At 46.6% G+C, this 26,196-nt stretch carries 20 protein-coding genes and 1 pseudogene; 8 read left to right on the top strand and 13 right to left on the bottom strand.

Going from position 1 to position 26,196, the window contains the following annotated elements:
• Positions 1-170 precede the first annotated feature (170 nt).
• A pseudogene (locus ELS82_RS16815) lies at positions 171-555 on the bottom strand (VOC family protein).
• 112 nt (positions 556-667) lie between these two features.
• Entirely contained in the window at positions 668-1,204 is a 537-nt protein-coding gene (locus ELS82_RS16810; protein WP_134836503.1) for a dihydrofolate reductase family protein, read from the bottom strand.
• Positions 1,205-1,305: 101 nt separating this feature from the next.
• On the opposite strand from ELS82_RS16810, the gene ELS82_RS16805 reads away from it, so the two are divergent.
• From ELS82_RS16805 to ELS82_RS16795, 3 genes are all read left to right on the top strand, one after another.
• Complete coding sequence (locus tag ELS82_RS16805) at positions 1,306-1,872, top strand: TetR/AcrR family transcriptional regulator (protein WP_134836502.1); 567 nt, start codon at positions 1,306-1,308, stop codon at positions 1,870-1,872.
• A gap of 41 nt (positions 1,873-1,913) precedes the next feature.
• Complete coding sequence (gene arfB, locus ELS82_RS16800) at positions 1,914-2,327, top strand: alternative ribosome rescue aminoacyl-tRNA hydrolase ArfB (RefSeq protein WP_134836501.1); 414 nt, start codon at positions 1,914-1,916, stop codon at positions 2,325-2,327.
• 62 nt (positions 2,328-2,389) lie between these two features.
• A complete protein-coding gene (locus ELS82_RS16795; RefSeq protein ID WP_134836500.1) occupies positions 2,390-3,031 on the top strand; it encodes an START domain-containing protein in 642 nt (213 codons plus the stop codon).
• Between the two features lie 81 nt (positions 3,032-3,112).
• On the opposite strand, the gene glgB is transcribed toward ELS82_RS16795, so the two are convergent.
• From glgB to ELS82_RS16780, 3 genes are all read right to left on the bottom strand, one after another.
• On the bottom strand, positions 3,113-5,290 hold the full coding sequence (gene glgB / locus ELS82_RS16790; protein WP_134836499.1) for a 1,4-alpha-glucan branching protein GlgB: 2,178 nt from the start codon (positions 5,288-5,290) through the stop codon (positions 3,113-3,115).
• Between the two features lie 217 nt (positions 5,291-5,507).
• Positions 5,508-7,688, bottom strand: a complete 2,181-nt coding sequence (gene malQ, locus ELS82_RS16785) for a 4-alpha-glucanotransferase (protein WP_134836498.1) — start codon at positions 7,686-7,688, stop codon at positions 5,508-5,510.
• Between the two features lie 102 nt (positions 7,689-7,790).
• Complete coding sequence (locus tag ELS82_RS16780; RefSeq protein ID WP_134836497.1) at positions 7,791-10,244, bottom strand: glycogen/starch/alpha-glucan phosphorylase; 2,454 nt, start codon at positions 10,242-10,244, stop codon at positions 7,791-7,793.
• Between the two features lie 525 nt (positions 10,245-10,769).
• On the opposite strand from ELS82_RS16780, the gene malT reads away from it, so the two are divergent.
• Entirely contained in the window at positions 10,770-13,478 is a 2,709-nt protein-coding gene (gene malT, locus ELS82_RS16775; RefSeq protein WP_134836496.1) for an HTH-type transcriptional regulator MalT, read from the top strand.
• 60 nt (positions 13,479-13,538) lie between these two features.
• Here the strand turns inward: malT and rimK are convergent, their stop codons facing one another.
• The 8 genes from rimK to ELS82_RS16735 form a co-directional block, all read right to left on the bottom strand.
• Positions 13,539-14,492, bottom strand: coding sequence for a 30S ribosomal protein S6--L-glutamate ligase (gene rimK / locus ELS82_RS16770; RefSeq protein WP_134836495.1), 954 nt, complete (start codon positions 14,490-14,492; stop codon positions 13,539-13,541).
• 218 nt (positions 14,493-14,710) lie between these two features.
• A complete protein-coding gene (gene napH, locus ELS82_RS16765; protein WP_134836494.1) occupies positions 14,711-15,559 on the bottom strand; it encodes a quinol dehydrogenase ferredoxin subunit NapH in 849 nt (282 codons plus the stop codon).
• Positions 15,559-16,326, bottom strand: coding sequence for a ferredoxin-type protein NapG (gene napG, locus ELS82_RS16760; RefSeq protein WP_053439400.1), 768 nt, complete (start codon positions 16,324-16,326; stop codon positions 15,559-15,561). Before napG ends, napH begins: the two co-directional genes overlap by 1 nt.
• 269 nt (positions 16,327-16,595) lie before the next feature.
• On the bottom strand, positions 16,596-17,048 hold the full coding sequence (locus ELS82_RS16755; protein WP_134836493.1) for a hypothetical protein: 453 nt from the start codon (positions 17,046-17,048) through the stop codon (positions 16,596-16,598).
• Positions 17,049-17,062: 14 nt separating this feature from the next.
• Positions 17,063-19,018 (bottom strand): alkyl/aryl-sulfatase, encoded by a 1,956-nt coding sequence (locus ELS82_RS16750; protein WP_134836492.1) that lies wholly within the window; start codon positions 19,016-19,018, stop codon positions 17,063-17,065.
• Between the two features lie 194 nt (positions 19,019-19,212).
• Positions 19,213-19,887, bottom strand: a complete 675-nt coding sequence (locus ELS82_RS16745) for a DUF1868 domain-containing protein (protein ID WP_134836491.1) — start codon at positions 19,885-19,887, stop codon at positions 19,213-19,215.
• A 25-nt stretch (positions 19,888-19,912) separates the two neighbouring features.
• Entirely contained in the window at positions 19,913-21,037 is a 1,125-nt protein-coding gene (locus ELS82_RS16740; RefSeq protein ID WP_134836490.1) for an ROK family transcriptional regulator, read from the bottom strand.
• Positions 21,038-21,051: 14 nt separating this feature from the next.
• Positions 21,052-21,882: a glycerophosphodiester phosphodiesterase gene (locus tag ELS82_RS16735; protein ID WP_134836489.1), complete on the bottom strand. Its 831-nt coding sequence runs from the start codon at positions 21,880-21,882 to the stop codon at positions 21,052-21,054.
• A gap of 239 nt (positions 21,883-22,121) precedes the next feature.
• Between ELS82_RS16735 and ELS82_RS16730 the strand changes: the two genes are divergently transcribed.
• Genes ELS82_RS16730 through ELS82_RS16715 form a run of 4 tightly spaced genes read left to right on the top strand, consistent with a single transcriptional unit; the run spans position 22,122 to position 26,011 of the window.
• The gene (locus tag ELS82_RS16730) at positions 22,122-23,192 is read left to right on the top strand and encodes an ABC transporter ATP-binding protein (protein WP_134836488.1); all 1,071 of its coding nucleotides are present in this window, start codon (positions 22,122-22,124) and stop codon (positions 23,190-23,192) included.
• The gene (locus ELS82_RS16725; RefSeq protein ID WP_134836487.1) at positions 23,189-24,058 is read left to right on the top strand and encodes an ABC transporter permease; all 870 of its coding nucleotides are present in this window, start codon (positions 23,189-23,191) and stop codon (positions 24,056-24,058) included. The genes ELS82_RS16730 and ELS82_RS16725 overlap by 4 nt, the downstream gene beginning before the upstream one ends.
• The gene (locus ELS82_RS16720; RefSeq protein WP_134836486.1) at positions 24,055-24,900 is read left to right on the top strand and encodes an ABC transporter permease; all 846 of its coding nucleotides are present in this window, start codon (positions 24,055-24,057) and stop codon (positions 24,898-24,900) included. The genes ELS82_RS16725 and ELS82_RS16720 overlap by 4 nt, the downstream gene beginning before the upstream one ends.
• A gap of 13 nt (positions 24,901-24,913) precedes the next feature.
• Positions 24,914-26,011, top strand: a complete 1,098-nt coding sequence (locus ELS82_RS16715) for an extracellular solute-binding protein (RefSeq protein WP_134836485.1) — start codon at positions 24,914-24,916, stop codon at positions 26,009-26,011.
• The last annotated feature ends 185 nt before the right edge of the window (positions 26,012-26,196 follow it).

Raw genomic sequence — 26,196 nt, 5'->3', positions numbered from 1 at the left:
CCGTCATCCCCGAGAGGGAGGTACGACAGAGTTGGGGATCTCTAATAGCAAGTGGTCACCTAGGTATTTGGGATGGCTTAAAAGTAGGTATACAAAACAATCCGCCAGCTCTTATCCCACTCCAGAAAAGAGCCGACAGATTAATTGAAATATTGAGGGATTATTGGAAGTTAGGCCATCGAATGAAGGCCAATCATGTTGCCTTCGGTATCAGAGACCATTGAGACAAAACCATGCTCGCCGATTGAGAATTTAGGGTGGACGACTTTACCGCCCGCACCTTCTTTCTACTCGCCCTTGCTCCACTTCGCAGTCTTGACAAGAGAAGTAAACCAGCGTGCTATTGCCACCAGGTGCGACTCCTTCCATTTTAGATAACGCTCCTGCCGCGCCGTATTGCTCCATGGATGATGGAAAGCCCCACATATCAATATCCATCGTCGCTTCGCCACCAATCTTCTCTAACGTGGTGTCAAATACGGTTTGATAGAACCCTTTAGCGCGGTCCATATCCTCAACGTAAATTTCAAACCAACCTACTGGATTCGTCTGCATCACCTAGCCTCCTTTATTGCCACATTTAGTGATAATAGAAAGCTAGTTCACATGGAGCATTCTTGCGCAGTTAAAACCTAATTTTCGTTTGGCGTCTCAATGCTGATTCAATTTAATCGCTTGTGCGCTGGTAAGTGGTTTGCACAATCGCATCTAAATGAACTTGGCTTTCCACTAATTTGAAAGATTGCATCGTATCTAGCTCACCAAACAGCGGTGAACCACCACCCAGTAACACTGGAATCGTAGTAATGGACATTTCATCAATCAAATCTTCCTTCAAGAAGCTCTGAATCGTCTTACCGCCATCAATGTAGAGATCCTTATAGCCCTGCTCATTAAGATTCTGAACGACCTCTTTAAGTTCGCCTTTAACTAGAAAGACTTTATCTTCATAGCCTGCAGGTACTTGAGTCAGGGTGTTGCTTAGCACAAACACTGGTTTGGAATATGGCCATTCAACACCGAAGCTGAGCACAACCTCTAACGTATTGCGTCCCATCACTAAGGCATCGACTCGCTCCATTAACGGCCCAAAGCCCATATCGATATTGTCTGGGTTTGGCACCGACTGTAACCAATCTAAACCACCATTTTTGTCAGCAATGTAGCCATCTAAACTGGTTGCAATAAATACGATATTCGCCATCAGGAACTCCTCACATTGAGTATTTGGACTTGGAACAAAACTGGGTTACAATTTAATTCTACACTGTAGAATTTATATTATTAGCTTAAAGAGGATCAACAATGTCTGTCAAGGAAAAGCGTCGCGGTCGACCAAAAGGCAGCCAAGTGCAGCTCAGCGCAGAAGCGATCTTAAGCCAAGCCAAAAATATGATGCTTGAACTAGGTAAAATGCCGAGTGTACGTGCCCTTGCCACAGCCTTAGAGGTTGATGCAATGGCGATCTATCATTACTTTGCCAACAAAAATGCGCTACAAGAAGCAATGGTTGTTTCCCTGATTGAAGAGATTTATCAGCCGCAAGATAAAGGCCAGTGGCAGCAAGAACTCAGCCAACTGTGCTTTAGTTATGTCTCGCTGCTTCATCAATATCCGGGGTTGCTGGAAACGCTATTGAAGATGGAAACAAGCGGGCCTGCAGAAGTATTCATCGAACGCTTTGATCAGATTGTCGCTCCGCTTTCATTAGCGAGTGAAACCAAGAAAAGTGCCATTGATTTGCTCGCAGACTACCTGCACGGTTTCGTATTAGCACTCAACTGTCAGCCCGGATGTGAATTAACCCTTGAGATGATGCAAAAGCCACTCAATTTTTACTTCCAAGCATTTCAGCCCGCGCAGAAAAGCTAAATCGTTTACAATAGTGACGAGACAAACATAGAGTTATTACAATGCTGAAGATTTCAAATACCGTTACCCTGCAAGCGTGGGAGATCCAACTCACGGCAATTCGAGCTCAAGGGGCCGGCGGACAAAACGTCAATAAGGTCTCTTCAGCGATCCACTTACAATTCGATGTAAAGCACTCAACATTGCCGGCTATCTACAAAGAACGTATCTTGGCGCTGAAAGATTCACGCATCTCAAAAGACGGTGTTATCACCATTAAGGCGCAGCAGTTTCGCACTCAAGAGCAAAATAAAGAAGATGCGTTAAACCGCCTAGCTGAGATGATCCAAGCAGCGATGGTGGTGCAGAAAAAGCGCCGAGAGACGAAACCTACCCGAGCCTCTAAGGAACGCCGTTTAAAAGGTAAGAGCATCAAATCTCAAACAAAATCTTTACGTGGTAGAGTCAGCCACTGACTGTTTTTAATCATCAATTTGTATATGCTAGAGATAAGGATGATTTCAAGATAGGAATGGAAATGACGAACTTAGGGAAAAGTGCGTTAGTGATAGGGTTAGTCACTTCATTACCCATTTGGGCGGACACCTTTACGGGCTGGCAGTTTGAAGGGGATAACGACGGTATTTCAATTTACTCTCGTGAGCACAGTGACGGGCTTGTCGAAGTGCGGGCTCAAATGTTCACTCCCACCAGCTACGGCGCGTTTCTGACCTTGCTTGAAGACAGCGAAAATGTACCGAACTGGATTGATAACGTCAGTCATAGTCGCGTTGTCACTCAGCTTTCCGCCAATGAAAACATCGTTTATACCCAATTTGCTGCGCCTTGGCCTGCCCTCGACCGAGATATGGTCACCTACTCCAAGTACACAATCGATGAGATCGGATTTACACTGCAAATTGAAGATGCGCCCAGCTCTGCTCTGCCCGAGCAAGATGGCTACATTCGGATTCGCAACGTTGACGCGACTTGGTCTCTACAAAAGCTCACTAATGGCACCACGTTAATTGAATATACCGCTTTCGCTAACCCCGGCGGTATTCTTCCCGATTGGATCATCAATAACCTGACCAAAGAAAGCGCGCGTAGTACGTTTGAAAACCTGCGCCAGCAACTTCCTCAGTATCAGCAATTTGACCACCCGAACATCAGTGAATAATCGCGATAACAACGGTTTCAGCCAAAGAAAAAGGCCAGCATATTCGATGCTGGCCTTTTCTATTGGGTGGAAACTAGATCGCTACTTGAGCTTGTAGAATACCGTTGCCAATGGCGGTAGGCTTAGTGATAGCGACTGGCTTAGCCCTTCACTTTCAACCTGCTGTGATTCAACAGCTGCATGTACAGAGTAACCACTGCCGTTGTATTTGCTGTCATCGGTATTGAGCAATAGCTCATAGCTGCCCGCTAGAGGTACACCAAGACGGAAGTCATCATGCGGTACAGGCGTAAAATTGCTCACAATTAAAATACGTTCGCCATTATCACTCAAACGCTCATGGGCAAGAATTGATGCTTCTGCAGCATCTTGCAGTCGCCATTCAAAACCGCGTGGCTCACAATCTAACTCATGCATCGCCTTTTCTGAGCTGTAGAGCTTGTTCAAGTCACGAGTCAGCGATTGCACACCTTGGTGGCGTTCAAAATCAAGCAAGAACCACTGCAGTTGATCGTCATGATTCCACTCAGCCGTTTGACCGAACTCAGCCCCCATAAAGTTAAGCTTTTTACCCGGCTGCGCGTACATGTAGCCTAAGTAAGCACGTAAGTTAGCCGTTTGCTGCCACTCATCGCCCGGCATCTTGTTATGGATAGAGCCTTTGCCATACACCACTTCATCATGGGAAAGCGACAATACGTAGTTCTCACTGTGTGCATAAACCAGTGGGAAGGTAATGGTGTCGTGGTGGTATTTACGATGCACAGGATCTTCTTGAATGTACGACAATGAGTCATGCATCCAGCCCATATTCCACTTAAAGCCAAAGCCTAAACCGCCCATAAAGGTCGGCGCTGAAACACCTGGGAAAGCGGTTGATTCTTCCGCAATGGTCATCGCATTCGGGAAGTGTTTGTAAACCTCTTCGTTCATCCACTTCAATGTCGCAATCGCATCGTAGTTTTCATTCCCGCCGTCAACGTTCGGGATCCATTGGTCATGGCTGCGCGAGTAATCGAGGTACAACATGGAAGCCACCGCGTCGACGCGAATACCATCAATATGGAATTGTTCAAACCAATACAGGGCGTTCGATACAAGGAAACGACGTACATGTTCACGACCTAGATCGTAAATGTATGAGTTCCAATCTTGATGCCAACCACGACGTGGGTCTGGGTCATGGAATAGCGGTGTACCATCGAAGTTAGCCAAGCCGTGATCATCCGACGGGAAGTGCGCTGGCACCCAATCAAGTACCACGCCAAGACCGGCTTGGTGACATTGGTCGACGAAGAATTTGAAATCATCTGGCGAGCCAAAACGGCTGGTTGGCGCAAATAGGCCTACAGGTTGATAGCCCCACGAACCATAGAATGGGTGCTCGGAGACTGGCATCAATTCAATGTGGGTGTAGCCCATATCGACTAGATAAGGGATCAGCTGCTCTGCCAGCTCACGGTAGTTAAGGAAATCACCGTTTTCATTACGACGCCAAGAACCTGCGTGTAACTCATAGAACGACAGCGCTTGTTTGCCTTTCTCGGTGACTGGGCGTGTTTGCCACTTGGAATCTTGCCACTGGTAGCGGCTGTGATCGTAAGTCACCGAAGAGAATGAAGGGTATTGCTCAGCGTAAGCACCCCACGGGTCGGCTTTATGTGGTAAGCCTTCGCCATTTGGCCCTTTCAGTTCAAATTTGTATTGTGTGCCTTCTGGCAAGTTCGGGATGAAGATACCCCAGATACCATAATCCAAGCGCTGCATTGGTGTGCGGCGGCCATCCCACTGGTTAAACTCACCTACTAAACTACAGGCAGTAGCGTGTGGCGCGTAGACTAAGAAGCGCGTACCGGAGATTAACTTACCACCACGTTCAAAGGTCATGAACTGAGCGCCCATCTGCTTGTACATCTCTTTTGGCGTATGCAGATCATCATACTCAGCGTAGATAGTGTGGTACTGATATGGGTCATCCACTAGCTGCTCAGTGTCACCCCAGTTAACCGATAGCAAGTAATGAGTAAGGTGTAGATCTTGGCCCTGCTTTAAGATGAAGCCCGATGCGTCTTCACGCTCAAGTTCAATACGCTCATCATCAATAACTAGCTCGACACTTTCTGCTCCCGGCATCCAAACACGCAGCGCGCCTTGCTTAGGATCGATAAATGGACCAATAAAGGAAAATGGGTCAGCAAATGAAGCGTGTGAAAGTTGGTTATATGTCTGTGTTGCCTTATCTAACGTTTTGGTTTTCAAGTTAATTCTCTCCCTAACCTAACTTTCGATAGTCCGATTTTCTCGGTTGTTATGATTCCAACTTAAACCACTATTTGACTTAGTTGGTATAGAGGCCAATGACCCCAAAAGCCCGCAATGTGCGGGCTTAAACAGTATTGAGTAAGTTTACCGAATTCCGGTTCTACTTAGAGTGACCAATTCGATCATTTTCTATGTATACCATGCAACTTGATGTTTACTTACTCACCTTAGCACGAACCTCGGTCAACTTATGTGCAATACGGTTAACGCCCGTATGAGCAAAGACTTCATCAAGGTTCATCGACAGTTTACGACGCCAGTTTGGATACTCATCAACGGTGCCTGGAATGTTGACTGGTTGATCCATCTCTAGCCAGTCTTCAAGCTGTACACTAAGCAGTGTCGAAGAGCCCGCTGCAACATGCATTTGCAGCGCTTCTGCAAGGTATGAGTCCATTGGAACATATTGAGCATCACGGCCAACGCCTTCAGGTAGGTGACCATGCCAAGCAACAGAGTCCAAAATGCCTTGCTTCGATTCAAGACGATCGGCAAACAGGCCTTTTAACTGCTCCGGATCAGGGTAAAGGCCAAGCTCTTCACCCATTTTCAGGTCATCACAATGCCAGAAACCACGCAGTGTCGGCATATCGTGAGTACACAGTGCAGACATGGATTGATCCGCGTAATGTTTTGGTGAGATGTAACCACCGTCATCTTCCGATGTTTCGAAGAAGAACACCTTGTATGAGTGAACGCCCGCATCACGCAGAATATCGACAATTTCGTCAGGCACTGTACCTAAATCTTCACCGATAACACTACATTGATGACGATGAGACTCTAGCGCTAAGATCGCTAGCATATCCTCGACTGGATAGTAGATGTAAGCGCCTTTAGTGGCGTTTTCGCCTTTTGGAATCCACCATAAACGCAGCAAACCAAGCACGTGGTCAATACGCAGTGCACCACAATGCTTCATGTTAGCACGCAGTAGTTTGATGTACGCATCGTAACCCGTTGCTTGGAGCACTTGCGGGTTAAGCGGTGGCAGCCCCCAGTTTTGACCTAGCGGACCAAGTACATCCGGCGGAGCACCAATGCTCGCGTCCATAATTAGGTTACCATCATCAGCCCATGTTTCTGAACCTGAGTCAGCCACGCCAACCGCAAGGTCACGGTATAGGCCAACCGACATGCCTTTCTCTTCGGCTAATGCCTGTGCTTCTTTGATTTGCACATCAGCCAGCCACTGCAGGTACATGTAGAGATGAACTTTATCTTGGTTCTGCTCGATAAACTTCTGTACTGCACTAGAGTCGAAACGACGGAACTCTTCTGGGAATACAGGCCAGCCCCAGACACTAGAGTCTTCAGCGTGTAGTGCCGTGTGTAGAGCATCAAATGCTGCTTGGTGCACTAAGCTTTCGCCACCTTCTTCAACAAAAGCAAGGAATGCTTGAGCGCGCTCAGTATTCTTATCCAAGTGACGCTTTTTAAACTCTTCGAACAACTGCGGTAATACGCTTAGCTTAAGGTCTGCCACTTCACTGTAATTTACCCAGTGTGACTCACGCGCTTTTTGTAGACGTTGCTGGAACTCTGCACTGCCCACTTTTTGCTGCGCTTCAATGCTCAAAGCAAATTCAGGTACTGAGCTGACATCAATGTAAAGAATGTTCAACCAACGACGTGAAGATGGGCTGTACGGGCTCGCCCCTTCCGGGTTCGCAGGGAACAGTGAGTGAATCGGGTTCAAACCAACAAAGTCGCCGCCGCGCGATGCGATATCAGCCACTAGCTGTTTTAGGTCACCAAAGTCACCAATACCCCAGTTATGCTGGGTACGCAGTGTGTAAAGCTGGACACTTGGACCCCACATCTTTTTGCCATTTAAGATGCCATCTTGCTTGTAACACGCTTGCGGCGTCACGATCAGAGTCATCTCATAAGGCGCTTTACGACGCTTACGGGTAATCGTCAGTTTGTGGTAACCCCAAGCAATATCACTTGGTAATGCAAACACTAAAGGGCCACCCTCTTTGCGCTCATCTCGGACGATTTGCGACTGAAGATAGCCTTCAAGTACCTCTCCCTGTTCGGTATCTAAACGCCAGTTGAACTCACTTTCGCGAGCGCTTGCGCCAAGGTTCAGTGCAATTTCAACAGGCTCTCCGTCTCGAACCACCAGTACAGGATCCAGCACGTCTTTTTTATGCTTTTTCTCTGCTGACTTAAGAAGAGTTTCATCATTGGTTGTGTCATAGCCTAAAGACGCAAGTAAGTGACGGATTGTTTCGTCTTCTACTTTAGCTTCATCTCCCCACGCGCTAACGTAGCTGTCGGCAATTTTCGCCATTTCTGCGACTTGTTTTAATGCGTTATTCTCTTTCATCGCTCTCTCCGAAGGACTGCAATACCTTCAAAATAGTAGGGTTTTAATTGGTTCTTAAAGTATTGAGCCAAGACCCGAAGGCCTTGGCTATTTATCATGAAATTAGCGTTTAACTGTCTCTAATTTCCAAATGTTGTTTACATAATCTCGAATTGAGCGGTCCGATGTAAACTTGCCAACCAAGGCAGTATTAAGAATGGCTTTCTTAGCCCAACCTGCTTGGTCTTGGTACTGCTTGCTCATATCTTCGTGAGCTTGAACATACGAAGCAAAGTCAGCCAAACATAGGTATGGATCACCACCATCAAGCAAGCTATCAAACGTTGCTCGTAGTAGACCCGGTTGACCCGGTGTAAACTCATCACCCAATAGAAGGTCCAGTGACGCTTTCAGTAGTGGATCTGAATGGTAGTAATCGTATGGGTTGTAGCCTTGTGCTTTCAGCGCTTGTACACCGTCAACGTCTAGACCGAAGATGTAGATGTTCTCATCACCCACTTCTTCACGGATCTCTACGTTTGCACCATCCATCGTACCGATAGTCAATGCACCGTTTAGCGCCATCTTCATGTTACCTGTACCCGATGCTTCTTTACCCGCTAGCGAGATTTGCTGAGAAACGTCTGCCGCAGGAATGATGATTTCTGCCATGCTTACACGGTAGTCAGGAATGAAGACCACTTTCAGCTTATTGCCGATGCGTGGGTCGTTGTTGATTTTCTCTGCAACCTTGTTCACCGCGAAGATGATCTCTTTCGCTAGGTGGTAGCCCGGCGCTGCTTTCGCTGCGAAGAAACATACGCGAGGCGTGCATTCGAACTCAGGCTCATTAATGATGCGGTAGTACAAAGAAAGAATGTGTAGCAAGTCTAGGTGCTGACGCTTGTACTCGTGTAGACGTTTGATTTGCACGTCAAAGATAGCGTTAGTATCTAGCTCGATACCCATGTTCTCTTGAACCCAATCAGCTAAGCGCTGTTTATTCTGCTTCTTAACTGCCATGAATTCTTTTTGGAATTTCGCGTCAGTTGCAAACTGAGAGATACCTTCTAGCTGCTCTAGTTTTGCCGGCCATTCTGTACCAATCTTGTCTGAGATTAGGTTTGATAGGCCCGGGTTACAGAACTTTAACCAACGACGTGGCGTAATACCGTTTGTTACGTTGGTCAGCTTACCTGGGAAGATTTCATTGAATTCAGGGAAAAGATCTTTCTTAACCAATTGAGAGTGAAGCGCCGCAACACCATTCACCTTGTAAGAACCAATCACACATAGGTTAGCCATGCGAACCATGCGGTTGAAGCCTTCTTGGATGATAGACAGCTTAGCTTGTTTCTCACCATCGCCCGGCCACATCTTACGAACTTCTTGTAGGAAGCGGTGGTTGATTTCAAAGATGATTTCCATATGACGAGGCAGTAGACGCTGGATTAGCGACTCAGGCCAAGTCTCTAGCGCTTCTGGTAGTAGCGTGTGGTTCGTGTAAGCAAAGGTATTTGCACTGATTTCCCACGCTTTATCCCAAGATAGACCTTTCTCATCGATTAGGATGCGCATTAATTCAGGAATGGCAATCGTTGGGTGAGTATCGTTAAGCTGAATCGTTTCTTGTTTTGGAAGATCGGCTAACGAGTAACCTGCTGCTTCATGACGACGTAGAATATCGCGTACCGATGCTGCTGAGTGGAAGTACTGCTGCATTAAACGCAGAGTTTTACCTTTCTCGTGGTTGTCATTCGGGTAAAGAACTTTAGTAATGTTGCCAGCATCGATTAGCGAGTGCTGCGCTTCAAAGTAATCACCATTGTTAAAGCTTGCGAGTGAGAATGGTGCAATTGCCTGACATTCCCATAGACGTAGCGGGTAAACCGTGTCTGATTCGTAACCCACGATTGGTAGATCCCAAGGCATCGCTTTTACTGTCATGCCTGGTACCCATTTGCGTACTTCTTTGCCGTTAACGTATTCAACGTCAACATGACCGTAGAAGCCAATCTCTTGAGCCAGTTCAGGACGAGCCACTTCCCATGGGTAGCCTTCAACACCGCGCCATGCGTCAGGGGCTTCTTTCTGGCGACTTTGTTCGAAAGATTGCTTAAATAGGCCGTACTCATAGTGCAGACCGTAACCCACTGTTGGGAATTCTTGCGCGGCACATGAGTCCATAAAACACGCCGCTAGACGACCTAGACCACCGTTACCCAGTGATGGGTCGCGCTCTTCTTCTAATAGGTCAGTTAAGTTGTGACCTAGTTCTTCCATCGCCTGAGTGATTTGCTCGTACAAACCCATGCTAATTAGGTTGTTACCTGTTAGGCGACCGATAAGGAATTCTAAAGATAAGTAGTTAACGCTTTTTGCGCTTTGAACTTTAGGATCTTGTTCAGTCTTGAGAAGGTCTAATGTTGTTAGCTCAGCCAGTGCGCGGCCCATTGCTAAGTACCAATCACGCGGCGTTGCGGTTGCTTCTGTCTTCGCGTAAGTAGTCGATAAGTGCTGCTTTACACTTTCTTGGAATGCAGCTTTATCAAATTTTTTCTGTTGCGTAGGTTTCATCAGAGAAATCTCACTTATTAGTTCTAATCCATCTGTGACATATCGTGCATGGATATAATCTTCGAAACATCCTCCTACCTAGACGGCGTATTGGGAGGAGGACACAGGGCGTAGAAGGCGTACTACCCAAGACTCAGTGATCTAACTCTCATTAAATTTTTAACAAGCCTGAGCCCGGGTGATTGAGATCACACCGCCAACGAATTTACCCTACAACTGATGTATTAAACTTCCGTGTCTTACAAAATACTCAATTGATGAATATGCATACTCGATCACATTAAGATTCACGTTCTAATGAAAATTTCATAACTTTTGGTGCAAACAGGTGTTTAAACCCCATTCTCACCCATTATATTAAGTGATGAAAATCACATTTATGGGGCGTAGTTCAGCACAAAGTGTGAATCAACCAAAAATCCCACCCTTGGCCGATAACCTAGGCTTGGCTTCTCAAGTAACATTCCTACCCATCAGCGATTACGGTCGTTTTTTGTACACTATGGTGGAATAGGGAATAGAAATATGTGGATTCCTTCGAAATTGACGCGTCCTGGACGACTGCATAACGCAATTGTTCGCCCAAGAGTTTTAGACCTACTGCAACAAGCGCCTTGTTATAAGCTCGTACTGTTCCGCTCTCCTGCGGGCTACGGTAAAACGACCATGGCGGCTCAGTGGTTATCTGATAAGTCACATGTTGGTTGGTACAGTATTGATGAAAGCGACAACGATTCGTTCCGCTTTATGAATTACCTGCTACAAGCGCTCAATAAGGCAACGGATGGTAGCTGTCCGAACTCTCAGAAACTTGCCGAAAAGCGTCAGTTCTCATCCCTTCATTCTCTATTCGGTGAAGTCTTTACCGAAATATCTAGCTTCCACCACGAGTGCTACCTAGTGCTGGATGACTACCATCTGATTAGTGATGATGAAATCCATGAGGCGATGCGCTTTTTCTTAAAGCACATGCCTGACAATTTAACCTTGGTTGTGACGAGCCGTGCTGCACCGCCATTGGGCACCGCTAACCTGCGTGTACGCGATCTGATGATCGAAATTGGTGACGAGTTACTGGCATTTGATACCGAAGAAACGACTCGATTTTTCAACCAGCGAGTCGCCGATGGCATTGATGACACCACCGCAACTAACTTACGTAACTATGTTGAAGGCTGGCCTTCTGCACTGCAATTAATCGCCCTGCAAGCGCAGCATCAACATAAAACCTTAGCGCAATCTGCTGAGTCGTTCTCTGAGTTCAACCACGCTCACCTTTGGGATTACTTAGTCGAAGAAGTATTTGATTTACTCGATCAAGAAACACGTCAGTTTTTACTTCAGTGCTCGGTGCTCGACCACTTTAATGATCATCTGGTCTCAGAGCTCACTAAGCGTGAAGATGCGCTGAGCATGATTGAATCATTAAACCGCTTTGGTCTGTTTATTCACCCGCTTGAAGGCGAGCACAACTGGTATCGCTTCCATAATCTATTTGCAGAATTCTTAGCGCATGAACGTATAGCTCGTATTCCACAACAAGAGACTCAACTGCATCAGTCTGCGGCTAAGGCATGGCTGAAACTGTCATCGCCACATCAAGCATTACGTCATGCGCAAGAAGCCAAAGATAGCCAACTAACGGCGGACATCTTGACTCAGTATGGCTGGAAGATGTTTAACGGTGGCGAGCTGCAATCACTTGAAAAAGGCATCAATACACTGACGCCAGAGCAGCTTTATAGCGAACCTAAGCTGTGTATGCTGCAAGCATGGTTAGCGCAAAGCCAACACAGATATAACGATGTCGGCGACTTGCTATCAAAAGCTGACGAGCAGATGTCCAAGTTTAATGTCCTCTTGAGCACCAAAGAGCAAGGGGAATTTAATGCCCTGCGCGCGCAAGTGGCGATTAACCAAAATGAACCGGAGAAAGCATTAGAGTTAGCAGAGTTGGCCTTAAGCCAAGTTGATAGTACGGTTTATCGTAGCCGCATTGTCGCCACTTCCGTTGTTGGCGAGGTTAACCACGTGCTTGGTCATCTGAGCCGCGCGCTACCTATGATGCAGCAGACCGAAAAACTGGCGCGCCAGTATCAAGTTTACCATCAGGCGCTTTGGGCGATGCTGCAACAAAGCGAAATTTTGATTGCTCAAGGCTACGTGCAAGCGGCGTTTGAGATTCAAGATAACGCCTTTAAATTGATTGAAGAACAGCAATTACAGCAAGTTCCGCTGCATGAGTTCCTGCTACGTGTTCGCGCACAGATTTTATGGTGTTGGAACCGCCTAGATGAAGCAGAAGAGTGTGCTTACAAAGGGTTAGACATTCTCGGCAATCATAGCCCAAGTAAACACCTTCACAGCTATTCAATGCTGGCTCGCATTGCGATTGGCCGTGGAGAGCTCGATAAAGCGGGTAAGTTCATCGAACAGATCACCCACTTGCTCAAGCAGTCGACCTACCACGTTGACTGGACAGCCAACGCGTCACTGTCATTAATCTTGTTCTGGCAAGCGCGTGGCGAACATGATGAAATTGCACAGTGGCTGGAAACCACGGTTCGCCCAGAGCAAGCTTGCAATCACTTTACTCAGCTTCAATGGCGCAATATTGCCCGTGCTCAAATCGCACTCGGAAACTACGCCGAAGCGAAACAAACCCTGACGTTTTTACAGCAACAAGCTAGAGAGAATGAACTGGTAACAGACACTAACCGTAACCTGATTGTTGAAGCCGTTTTGGCGACCTCGCAACAAGATGATGCATCTGCTCATCACTATCTCAAAGAAGCAATCTCTCTGACTAATCAGACCGGTATCATTGGTAACTTCTTGGTGGATGGTAACAAGGTCGGCCATATCTTAGAGTCACTCAGTAAGAGTAATGAGCTCAGCGATTTAGAGCGTCATCGCACCCAGCAACTACTGAAAGATATCTCTACAACGCAGCGCAGTAGTTCTGTCCATTTTGATGAAGAGTTTATTGAAAAACTGGTCAATCACCCGAATATTCCTGAACTCGTGCGCACCAGTCCACTGACTCAGCGTGAATGGCAAGTGTTAGGTCTTATCTACTCTGGCTTCAGCAATGAGCAAATAGCACAAGAGCTAGATGTCGCTGGCACGACCATCAAAACTCATATTCGTAACCTATATCAAAAGCTCAATATTGCCAATCGAAAAGAAGCAGTTAAGACCGCTGAAAATCTGATTCAATTAATGGGTTACTAACTTTTCAATCAAGCTAATTAGACCTCAAATGCGCTCTTGATAACTCAGGAGCGCACTCTATTAGCGATATAAACTCACCAAGCCTTGTGCTTGATTTCGCTCTAAACCCAGCATGGTTTCCTCCATCGGCGCGCTCAGTTGCCATATTTTTCGCTCAATCAGATCCCAAATCACCGATACCACGTCTTCACCAGTGGTTGTTTCAATCCCTTCAATGCCCGGCGCAGTATTTACTTCCATCACCACAGGGCCTTTAGAGGTCTGTAGAATATCTACACCGCACACATTAAGCTCAATCGCCTTCGCAGCCTGAATCGCAACACGTCGCTCTTGTTCAGTAAGTTCTACGGTTTCAGCGTGGCCACCACGGTGTAAGTTAGAACGAAACTCACCAGCAGATGCCTGTCGCTTCATCGCCGCAACAACTTGGTTGCCGACAACAAAACAGCGAATGTCCGCCCCTTTTGCGTCAGACAAAAACTCTTGAACTAAGATATTGCAATTCTGGTTGTGGAACGCTTCTACAATACTTTGCGCTGAGATATCACTGTCGGCTAGCACCACACCAATACCTTGGTCGCCTTCAAGTAACTTGACCACCAACGGCGCACCGCCAACTCGGCTGACTAAGTCATGGGCGAGATCGGAGTGGCTGGCGTAGCCAGTGTTCGGCACTGGTACTCCTGCTTGAGCAAGCATCTGTAACGACTGATATTTGTCGCGCGCGCTTCGAATCGCGGTGGCACCGTTTACGCAAAGCGTACCTGCTTGTTCAAACTGGCGCACCACGGCAACCCCGTAGGCTGTTAAAGCAGCACCGAATCTAGGAATGATGGCGTCATAATGGGGTAATTCGACACCACGGACAATAATGGTTGGTTGATTGTTGGTGATACACAGGTGGCAATCTAGGGGGTTAAGAATATCCACTCGATGCCCTCTAAGTTCACCTATCATTTTTAGTCGTTGTGAGGAATACAGGGCCCCATCTCCCGATAAGATTGCAATACGTATATTTTTATTCCTTCAAAAATACAGAGGCGAATTATCCGCCCACGTTGATCACTCACTAACGATACTAGCCAGACAATGTAAATTACTCGTTAGCGAAGTGTAATATTTTCAACTTACTCAATAACGCTCAATACACGCTGAGTTAAAAAGGAATAGGTCGATGGAGCGAAAAAAACTCGTAGCGGCACTACGAGTTTATTAAAAGAGCAGCTGGTTGTTTACAACTTGGTTTTGAATATCGTCTTATATTGCAAAACGTTTTCAGGACAAACATCAATGCAGCGACCACAACTCATGCAGTTCTGATCCATAACTCGCCTATCGCCTTCTTTGAGTGGCTGGCGCAGCACCACAGGCTCTGGGCAAACGTTGTAGCAGTCCATGCACTTGGTGCATGCTTCTCGGTTGGTGGCAGTAATGCGAATCACGCTCTTACGCCCGATTACCCCGTAAGTCGCGCCGAGTGGGCATAAGTGTCCACACCAACCATGATCAACCAACAGCAAATCAACAACAAACACTAGCAGGATAAGAATCCAACCAGCGCCCATACCAAAAAGAATCCCTCTGTGCAGCGCAGCAACAGGGTCAATCCAACTCCACAGTACGGTACCGGAAGCGGCACTACCAATCAGCAAAGCCAGCAGCAACCAGTAACGCAACTGCGGATTCCAACGAAAGCTCGCTTTGATCTCTAGCTTGCGTTTGAGCCAAGCGGCAAAGTCGGTCACGACATTCATCGGACACACCCAACCGCAGAAGGCTCTAGGGCTGATTACGGCGTAGAAAAGCACCACAATCGCCACGCCAATAATGGCACTCAGCTCCGGCATATGTCCAGTAAAGACAATCTGCATAAAGATAAGAGGATCGGTCAGCGGCACGGTATCAAGCAGAAGGCTAGATGAAAGGTTGCCTTTTAGAATCCCAATCGTTGGACCAAGTAGAAACAGCCCAATCACGCCAAACTGACACAAGCGGCGCAAAATCAAAAAGCGATGAGCATGCCACCAGCCAAGTTTATGCCTTGCCTCTTTACCCGCGTCTTTCGCTAAATTCTTCGCCATTACTTGCTCCCCCCTAAGGTTTCTAATGCCCCGGATGGAATCACCCTATCCGGTTCACTATTGCCAAGAGGCTTAGTCACTTCTTCCCAACCCAATTGGTAGTGCGAACCCATTTTGCCCTTTGCAAGTTCAGTGGGAATAATCTTAATCGCCGCCACTTCCGTGACGCAGGCCTGCTCGCATTTACCACAACCGGTACATTTATCGGAGTGAACAGTAGGGATGAGCTTGGCATGATAACCAGTACGCTCATTGCGAATATGCTCTAACGTTATTGCCTCATCGACCAGTGGACAGACTCGATAGCAGACGTCGCAGCGCAATCCTTGCCAATTTAGACAAGCCTCATGGTCAATGAGCACGGCCGTACCCATGCGTGCATCATCAATATCCGTCAAAGCAGGATCGAGGGCACCACTTGGGCAGGCAACGACGCAAGGAATGTCTTCACACATCTCGCAAGGGATATCGCGGGCATTAAAGTAAGGTGTTCCTGACTCTACCGATGATAATAACGTCGCGAGCTTTAGCGTGTCATAAGGGCAAGCTTGAACACACAGTCCGCAACGCGTGCAGGCTTTTTCAAACTCTCCTTTAGCCAATGCTCCAGGCGGCCTAACGGGCACACCGCTGCCGTCTCTCGCTTGTGTTTGTACTGACTGTAAACCCAAGATGGTTGCTGCGGCGCCTACACCTGCAGCCGTGCGCGCCGTATCGCGTAGAAATCGTCGACGGCTTTCAGAAGTTGTCGTTTTAGGCTTGCTCATCACATTGTCCTAGTGAGATGGTGTTCTAAGAGAGTCACTCTCTCAGCTCCACTTCTTATGCGTATAACCATGTTAATTGTAGTTGTTTACGCTCTAGTTTATGTGAGTTGTCATGATATTCGTCCACCCCAAAAGAGGTAGTCACAAGCTTGATTGCGTTAGATCAAAAATAGGAGTGGTTAGCGGTCACAAACAGATAAAACTGACACAAAAAAGCGGCCAAGTTGGCCGCTTTAACTAAGTCGTATTACTTCACACGTTAATCGTTATTACCAAGTAACTACTCCTAAATCACGAGCTTTGTTCAGGGTAATTTTTTCACTAATCACGCTGCTAAGCGCCGCTTCTGAAATAAGTAAAACGTTTTCTGCTGAATTGGGAGCATCGACATGTATCGCTAATCTTTGATCAGGTTGATATTGTGACCAGAGCTGGCTATCGACCAGATAAATATAAGTTCCAGACGGTAGATTCGGGTTTCTTTCTACCATCAAGTTTAACCACCAGCTCGCCCTGCGTAGACCTTGCCCACCTTTCAATCGTTGTGGCGCCTCAATCAGTTGCCCTCGTATCGCCTGTTGAGTAGCAATCGCAACATCCAACGAGCCCGGATAACTCTCAGAGAAGGGGTTAGTAAACTGCCCATCATACGAGCAAGCCCAACTGATTGGGCTTGCCATGGCGGAGAAGGCAGCAACAAGCAAACATATGCCTTGCTTCATACTGCACTCCGTGATTAAGGGGTAACGATGTTGAACCAGAAGTTAAACGTATCCAGCATACCGACAAAGTCTTTGAACACCTCTTTGTCTCCATTAAGCTCAATATCACCGTTGGCGATGGCTTGCTCTAACGTCACATTGCCCAGTTGAACATCATCCAATGCGTCTTTGGTCAGCGTTAACGACACATCCGGCTTATCCGCCTGCTTCCTTGTATGGTTGAGTACTGAGTTCTCAACATACAGCGTGTATTTCTCATCAAGATCGGTGAAGTTAATATTGATTGAGAAATCTTTGCCTGCTGCTTTCTCCGGTAAAATACGAACCGCTAAGTAATCAAACAGCATCTCTGGTGGCATATTTTTAATGATGTCAGGAGAAGCTGTATTCGTCCCGCCCGCAGAAGGCGTGCCATTTCTTAGCTCAAATGCGCCTTGCAAATAGACTGAGCGCCATGGACCGGACTCAGATTGATAACCCAACTGCTCATAGGTATCAGCAAGCAGCGCTTTACCTTTCTTGCTTTGCGGGTTGGCAAACACAACATGCTTGAGCACTTCAGCAACCCAACGGTATTTACCCGCATCAAAATCCGCTTGCGCTTTTTTGATCACTTCGCTTTCACCGCCCATATACTCAACATACTTAACCGCTGCATTGGTTGGTGGCAAATTGTTCAGATCAGAAGGGTTGCCGCTGTACCAGCCCATATAACGCTGGTACACCGCTCGGCTGTTGTGACGCAACGTGCCGTAGTAGCCGCGCGTGCTCCAATTGTTTTCGATCTCATCTGGGAATTGGATAATCTCTGAGATTTCCGAACCAATATAGCCTTGGTTCATCAAACGTACCGTTTGATCGTGAGTATATTTGTACATATCACGCTGCTTCTTAAAGTAGTCGTTGATATCTTCTTGCCCCCACATCGGCCAGTGGTGGCTTTGGAACTTCACTTCAACCTCATCGCCCCACATTTCGATTGTTTCTTGCAAGTAGCTCGACCATTTCAGCGCATCACGGACTTGCGCACCGCGTAGCGTCAAGATGTTGTGCATAGTATTGGTTGAGTTTTCCGCCATCCACAACGCTTTTTTGTCAGGGAAGTAAGTATTGATTTCGGTTGGCGCTTCAGAGCCTGGGGTGTATTGGAACACCATTTTCACACCATCAATCGTGCGCTCTTCACCGGTTTTCTCAATCATATCCGTCGGTTTAATCAGAGTGGCGAGACCCGTAGAGGTTGTCTGCCCTAAACCGCCGTTCACGCCACCACGTTCATTTCGTGGTAGCAGTGCACCATACATATACACTGCGCGACGCCCCATCGCATTACCAGCGATAACGTTCTCAGACACTGCGTGCTCGGTAAAGCCATGTGACGCGATGATCTCGACCTTACCATCAAGAACATCTTGCTCATCAACAATGCCGCGAACACCACCAAAGTGGTCAATATGACTGTGGCTATAAACGACAGCAACCACAGGGCGCTCACCGAGCTCAGCATTGACAAACTCGAGTGCTGCTTTGGCTGTTTCTTGAGAGATCAACGGGTCAAAGACGATCCAGCCAGTATCCCCTTTGACGAAAGTAATGTTAGAAAGGTCATAACCGCGTACTTGATAGATACCATCCGTCACCTCAAATAAACCGTTGATCATATTTAGCTGGGCATTACGCCAAAGGCTAGGGTTGACGCTATCCGGCGCCTCACTATCTAAGGTAATGTATTTTTTATACGCTTCGAGATCCCAAACAACGTCACCATTTTCATTAGTGATCGTGACGGTATCTTGCTTGGCAATAAAGCCGCGCTGAGCATCTTTAAAATCTTGTTTGTCTTTGAATGGTAAGGTTTGAGCCACTTTATCGTTGGCCGAAATAGTGGCTTGCGTGGCAGGCTTTGACTCGCCCGCACTAACAGAAGATGAGGCTAAAATGGCTATGACTATCGCCGCGATTGGCTTCATGATTTACTCCCTTAAATACATATAGATAAGCCATTCGAGTGTAGGAGTAATTTACGCGGAATAACAAATTAACATTTTAATTTAATAGCAGAATTCCAGATTTGATAAACCCGTATCAGTCGTAAACATTTCTGTGTGAGATCCAACTAGATACTAAGTAGAAAATTAAAAAGCGGCCAGGTTGGCCGCTTTTTTTAAGCAAGAGTGAGCATGGGTTTAAACTCAAACATGTCATCGAAGGTACAGAACTCGACTGCACGATGTTTTAAGATGCCAAATGACTGAGAAATACGCTCTGCAATACGGTCTGTGGTTGCTTTAAGCTCAGCCTTTTCGTGCTCTTCAAGCTCAATCACGCGGTAGCTCAAGGTGATATGGAAATGGTAGTCGTCGAAATCAGGCATACTAATTCCAGTTGCTTTTCTTAGCTCTTCTCGGCAGTGAGCAAGTGCTTGCTTAGTTTCTTCGTTTGCTGGCTTAATTCGAATCGCTGAACCGCCAATTTGGCAGTTGTGTACATAGTCATACACCATCTCAAAACCTTGGTGAGCGCCAAGATTACTTACTGCCTTAGCAAAGTAGTCTGTTGTTTCAGATAGTGGTACATCAAGGGCGAGGTTTGATGTCCATTTTTCCGCTAAACGAATCTGGTCACAAACACCTTCAAATACTGTCATGTGCATAGACTCAATCGGCAAGTATGAGAACTTAAAGCCGCACTTCATCGCCTTTAATTGCTCTTGCGCCCATGCTAACTCATTAATCAAATCCAGAGATGGATCGACATGGCAAATAAAGGTGTTTCCAGGAAAACGGCGGACAGAGCCATCCTCGTGGAACTTAACGCCCACGCTCGGTGCAAATTTCATAATGTGATGTTCCAGTGATGTTTTATTAAATACCTAGTGTGCGGAATACCGGGTACATACACGCCCCATAAGTATTCAGCGACATTCCAACTTTGGTTGGAGAGAGACGCGCGATGGGATAGTCACGTTCAAACTGAGCCCATTCGTGTTTAAGATTCATTTCATCGATAATGGTTTGGCTTAGGTGCTCTGGGCATTCGCCAGCAATAATCACGCAATCGGGATCAAGCCAGCCAATAGTTAACATAACCAACGGACGTAACTGATAAACGGCATTATCAAGCCAAGCGCGGACAATTGGGTTGGAGCTATCTGGGATCTGAACTGGATCACTGACCGAGTAACCCGCTTCATTCAACTGCTTCAATAGCGTGCGAATGGTTGGCTTCTTCTCTTCACCGATGATGCTGAAGTAGGTACCAATTTCCCCGGCATTTTGGCGACTGCCACGGTAGAGCTTACCGTTGATGATTGCTCCGCCACCGACACCGTGACCTAATTCGATCAAAACCATGTTCTTCACGCCCGGCCACTTACCCGAATAAAACTCACCAACGACGGCCGACTTACAGTCATTGTCTATCCAAACCGGCCAATCAAAGTAAGCGCCAAACTTGTCGGCTAGCGGTTCGTCACGCCAATGAGACAAAGCTTCTACCGTATAGACACTCTTACGATCACCTTTCGTTGGCCCAGGTAAAGAAACACCAATTCCCAAAATACGCGCATGCTGTAGCTTTTGTTTCTCAATCAAGGCCATAATTTCTTGATGAATTTGGCGCAGTACCACATCAATCGCGGTGTCTTCTTGATAGGGAATCGTGACTTTATCGACCAAGGTGCCACAAAAGTTGGCTAAACCAATGTCGATACGCTGAATATGAAAAGCGATACCAAATGAGAAAGCGGCATAAGGGTTGAGCTCTAAAGGAATAATTGGCTGTCCTCGCCCAATACGAACCCGAGCGCCCTCCTTGATTAAGTTCATCGCCAGTAGCTCTTTCGAAATACTGGTAACGCTACCGCTGCGCAGCCCTGTTAGTTCAACGATTTTGGCACGCGATACCAAACCTTCTTGGCGACAAGTCGCTAGAATTTTCTTTTGGCCCGGAGTTAACTCCAATTGAACAGGTTTAATAGGGTGTAACATGGGTAGATGCTTCCTTAAATGGCTTTCATGCCAGCTTCATTGATCAAATCTTTCAGCATGTCGATGTCATCATGACTCAACATGTCAATCAGCCCACTACGTATCCATTCGATGATTTCACTGTGAACATCGTAGCCATAATACTGATTAAACCACTGAGTCGTCACGATATTCTCGCCTTTATTCGGCAAATATAAGCGAACCGACAAACCAGCCTCTTTATATCCCTGCAAGATTTCTCTTGAGGCATAGGGATACTCGACACACACGCTGTCTGCATTGGACGCCAGCACTGCTGCCACTTGATGATGATATTTGGCGAATGTAACGACCTGAATTTTTAGCTCAGGCAATAAGGCTTTTGCTCGGTTGATCAATGAATGGTCAAAGCCCAACAGTAAAATATGGTCGAGACTGTTTGGCGTCTTTTTGAGTAGCTCAACCAATGCCTCGCAAAATGCTTGATGGCGGCGCCTTTGTTTTGCTTCCACCACCAAGCCAATATTGTTTTCTATCGCCCAATCGAGCACTTCAGCTAGCGTCGAAATCTTGGTATTGCGAAAGCGTTCGTCAAACCACAAGCCAAAGTCGAGATCATGTATCTCAGCAAAGGTCATTTGCTCAACATATCCAATCCCATTTGATGTGCGCATGACGCTAGGGTCATGAATAACGACAATTTGGTCATCACGAGTCATCGCAATATCTATTTCAATACAGCTTGTCCCTTTATCTAGGGCACCTTGAAACGCAGACATCGTATTTTCAGGAAAGCAAAGGCAATCACCTCGATGCGGATTGACCAAAACATTACCCTGATGAGAGACATTAAACTCAAACGCCATTTCCGCACCAATTAAACTATCCAAAAAAGTTTAATAGAGATTAATCGCCTATAGGCATAGTTGTCAACTGAGTTGATAGAGAAAATTAAAATCATAAAATAATTATATTTATCAGTATATTAGAGATTTACATGTGATCGAAGCGTGATTTTTAAGCAAATTTCGTCGCCAAGTAATATTTTTGAAATAAACTGAAAATAGTCTTAACGGAAACATTAAACTTTTTAAAAAAGGTTAATATGAACATTTTAGAACTGCGCTCAATTACCAAAAGCTACGGTGATTTTTATGCATCAAAAGACGTCTCCTTTTCAGTGAAGAAAGGAGAGTTTGTCACCCTGCTTGGGCCAAGTGGTTGCGGAAAAACAACACTATTAAAAATGATTGGTGGCTTTCAGATCCCGACAGAAGGCGACATCTTGATCAACGATCGCGTTGCAACCAAGATCCCACCAGAAAAGCGCGAAACGGCAATGTGTTTCCAATCTTACGCTCTCTTTCCTCATCTGAGTGTTTCGCACAATATCTGCTTTGGTATGGAGCAGCAAAAAATCGACAAGCGTGAACAGCACAGACGTCTGGCAGAGATTCTCGAACAAGTCGGTCTAATTGAGCACAAAGACAAGCTGCCTGGTCAGCTATCGGGTGGTCAGCAGCAGCGAGTGGCGCTAGCGAGGGCAATGGTGACGCGACCAGACATCATCCTATTCGATGAACCACTGTCTAACCTTGACGCTAAGATGCGTGAAGGTGTGCGTTTTGAAATTAAAGAACTGCAACGTCAGCACAACCTAACTTCAATTTACGTCACTCACGATCAAGCCGAAGCGTTAGCCATGAGCGATCGCATTGTAGTGCTAAACCGTGGGCAGATTGAACAAATCGGCACTCCCGAAGAGATCTACTACCAACCAAATAGCCGCTTTGTTGCTGACTTTATTGGCGCAGCCAACATTCACAGTGCTTTTGTTGAATCCACAGACGATAACAGCCGATATAACGTCAGCTGTAATTTGGGGGACCTCAGTGTCGAGTCAGATACTCAACCACGCGGCCAGCACGTTTATATATGCTGGCGACCAGAAGATGCCGAGCTGTGCGAAGCCGGTACTGCTAACAGTTTTGAAGTCACCGTCGATTCGACGGCCTTCCAAGGCAATAACCTGGATGTGTTTGGTTGGATCGGTAACTTACAAGATCAGAAAATACGTTTGCAACTCAGTGGCCGTGTCAGTGCACACCGCGGTGATGTGATCAACGTTCGTATTCCTGCTCATGCTATCCGCTTTTTAGAAGAGGTCGAAGCATGAAGCTAAAGCCTTATCTGTTACTTATACCCGGTGTAGGAACGATAGCGCTGCTGATGGGAAGTGCGCTCTATGTCGTCGTTGCACAAAGCTTTGGTATGTTCAGCTTAACGGGGGAAACCAACCCAACACTTGAATACTGGCAAACCACACTCAACGACCCTGTGCTTTGGCGCTCGGTGGGTTACTCATTACGAACTTCTATTTTAGGTACGCTCGGCGCAGTCGCTTTTGCCTACCCTATTGCACTGTGGTTACAAAAAGAGGTACCGGGAAAACCTGCAATTATCGGTGTCCTACGTGCACCTATGTTTGTGCCCGGCCTTGTTGCTGCCTTTCTACTGATGAACGTTATCGCCTATCACGGCATTTTCAATGAGCTATTACTCCTGATGGGCATCATCGATAAGCCAATGCGTTTGGCCAACGACCAATTTGGCTGGAGCATTGTCGTACTGCAGATTTGGAAGAACCTGCCTTTCGCTCTGATTCTGATCACTGGTTCTATCGCGAGCATTCGTACCGATCTATTAGATGCCGCATTAGACTTAGGCGCATCACGTTGGTCTCGCTTTAAAAACATCATTTTTCCATTGACGATTCCAGCACTGCAAGCCGCTTCAATTTTAGTTTTCATTGGCGCATTAGGTGACTTCTCGTTTGCCGCAGTTGCGGGCTCTCGCAGCAGCTACTCACTAGCAATGCTGATGAACATTACAGCAACCCAATACTACGAATGGGAAAACTCTGCCGTCATCGCTATGGTGATTATGATCTTAGCGGCGATTTCTGCAGTCATCCTAACGCTCCTCACCCAACCCTTTGCCACCCGTAAGAAACCGGTGATCACTTTGGAGGCATCAAAATGAATCGCTTCAAACAGATGTCTAACACTCAGCTGGTCATGACGATCTCAATCGGCTTCTTTATTCTGGTTAACTTGGTTTGGCTTGGGATTCCATTTGCGATGGCAGTCTTGTGGTCGCTAGTTGACCCAGCGCATCCGTGGAGCTATCCAGACCTGCTGCCACAAGTGCTCTCTTTTGGTCGTTGGGCTGAGGTGTGGAACAACACTTCCCTACCAGAAGCATTGCGTAACAGTTATAGCGTGGCACCAGCGGTGGCGATTTTGACCATCATCCTTGCTCTGCCTACCGCGTATGCATTTGGTCGCTTTGAATTTAAAGGTAAGAAGATTGCCGAAATGGTATCGCTATTACCTATGGTTATGCCTTCGATGATTCTGGCTGTCTTCTTTAGTTCAATGCTGTTAGAGCTTGGCTTAAATGACCCTTATATCAATATCGTCATCGCCCATACGGTTCTTGCTCTGCCTTACGCAATCCGTATTTTGTCAGCAGGATTCAAAGCAATCCCACAAGATTTGATCGATGCATGTGCCGATATGGGCGCAGGTAAGATTGGCACCTTTAAACACGCATTTTTACCAATGCTAAAGCCAAGCCTACTTGCATCAACCATTTTCTGTCTGGTCATCAGTATTGAAGAGTTCAATATGGCCTTCGTACTTGGTGCGCCCGACTTTATTACCGTCCCTACCATACTCTATTCGTTCTTGGGTTATTCATTCATCCGCCCAGATGCTGCCGTGGTGTCGCTTATTTTGGTGATTCCAAACGTATTGCTGATGTTACTCATTGAACGATTATTAAAAGGAAACTACCTGTCCCAATCTACAGGTAAAGCATAATTCAGAGGATACTATGAAAAAAACACTCTTATCTGCCCTTATCGCAGCAAGCTCTTTTTCCGCCATGGCGTACGACGTCAACACCATGAGCTGGGAGCAAATCGAAGCTCAAGCGAAAGAAGAAGGTTCGGTCACTTTTTCTGTGTGGTACTTACAACCAGCGTGGCGCAAGTTCGTAAAACCATTCGAAGAGCAGACTGGTATTAAAGTACGTATCCCTGAAGGCACACATGACGGCAACCGTAACAAGCTTCAGGCAGAAAGCCGCCGTGACAAAGGCTCTATGGATATTGTGGCGCTTGGCCCTACCGCTCTAAAAACATTCAAAGTTGATAGCACCTTGATGCCACTTACCGTACTACCTGAGTTTAATAAGCTCAATAAGTCTGCTGAAGGCGTCGACAGCCAAGGCTATGGCGTGACGTTCTGGGGCAATCAGACCGGTATCGCTTATGACTCTGGCCGAATTTCTGAGTCTGAGCTACCACAAACATTCAATGATATTGAGAAATACATTGCGTCCAACCCGATGAACTTCGGTGTGAACGATCCGAACGGTGGCGGTGCGGGTCAGCGCTTTATTGAGGCGACGATTCGCCACGTGAACGGCGACTTTGAAATGACGGAAAAAGTGGATTCCAAAGTAGTGAAGTCTTGGGCTGAAACCTGGGATTGGTACCAAGGCAATAAACAAGACATCTTGATCACCGCTTCAAACGCCGACAGCTTAACGCGCATCAATGATGGCGAGATCATCATGGCGCCAGCATGGGAAGACCACCTAGCAGGGCTACAGAAACGTGGCGCTCTCACTGATCGCATCAAGTTCTATATCCCTGAGTTTGGCATGTCTGGTGGCGGTAACTTTGTAACTATCGCTAAAAATAGCCAACATAAAGCGGCTTCGCTGGTCTTCATCAACTGGCTAACATCAGCTGAGACTCAGTCAGCGATCAATGCTGAGTTTGGCTCTGCGCCACAGCACCCAGACGCAGACAGCTCAAACTCGCTACTGCCGCAAGAGATGCGCGCCAATGCAACTGTTCCATTTAACTCGGAATACAGCGCGGTACTGAAAAAGCAGTTTACTCGTAACGTGTTAATGCGCTAATTAATCGCCGCTAGGAATAGCAAAGGGGCTCTAATAATAGCTGTCTCTTATACACAAATCCCCAAGCCACAGCTTGGGGATTTTTTTTGAACTAATTGCATGTTCCATGATCTGATCATCTAAGCAATGACAAGGATGATTACCATGACTTATATAGAGCCAACTCTTTGGGCGCAAAAGCAATT

Source organism: Vibrio ouci, from assembly GCF_004551525.1.
Lineage (GTDB): Bacteria > Pseudomonadota > Gammaproteobacteria > Enterobacterales > Vibrionaceae > Vibrio > Vibrio ouci.
This window is presented reverse-complemented; position numbering and strand designations above follow the sequence as displayed.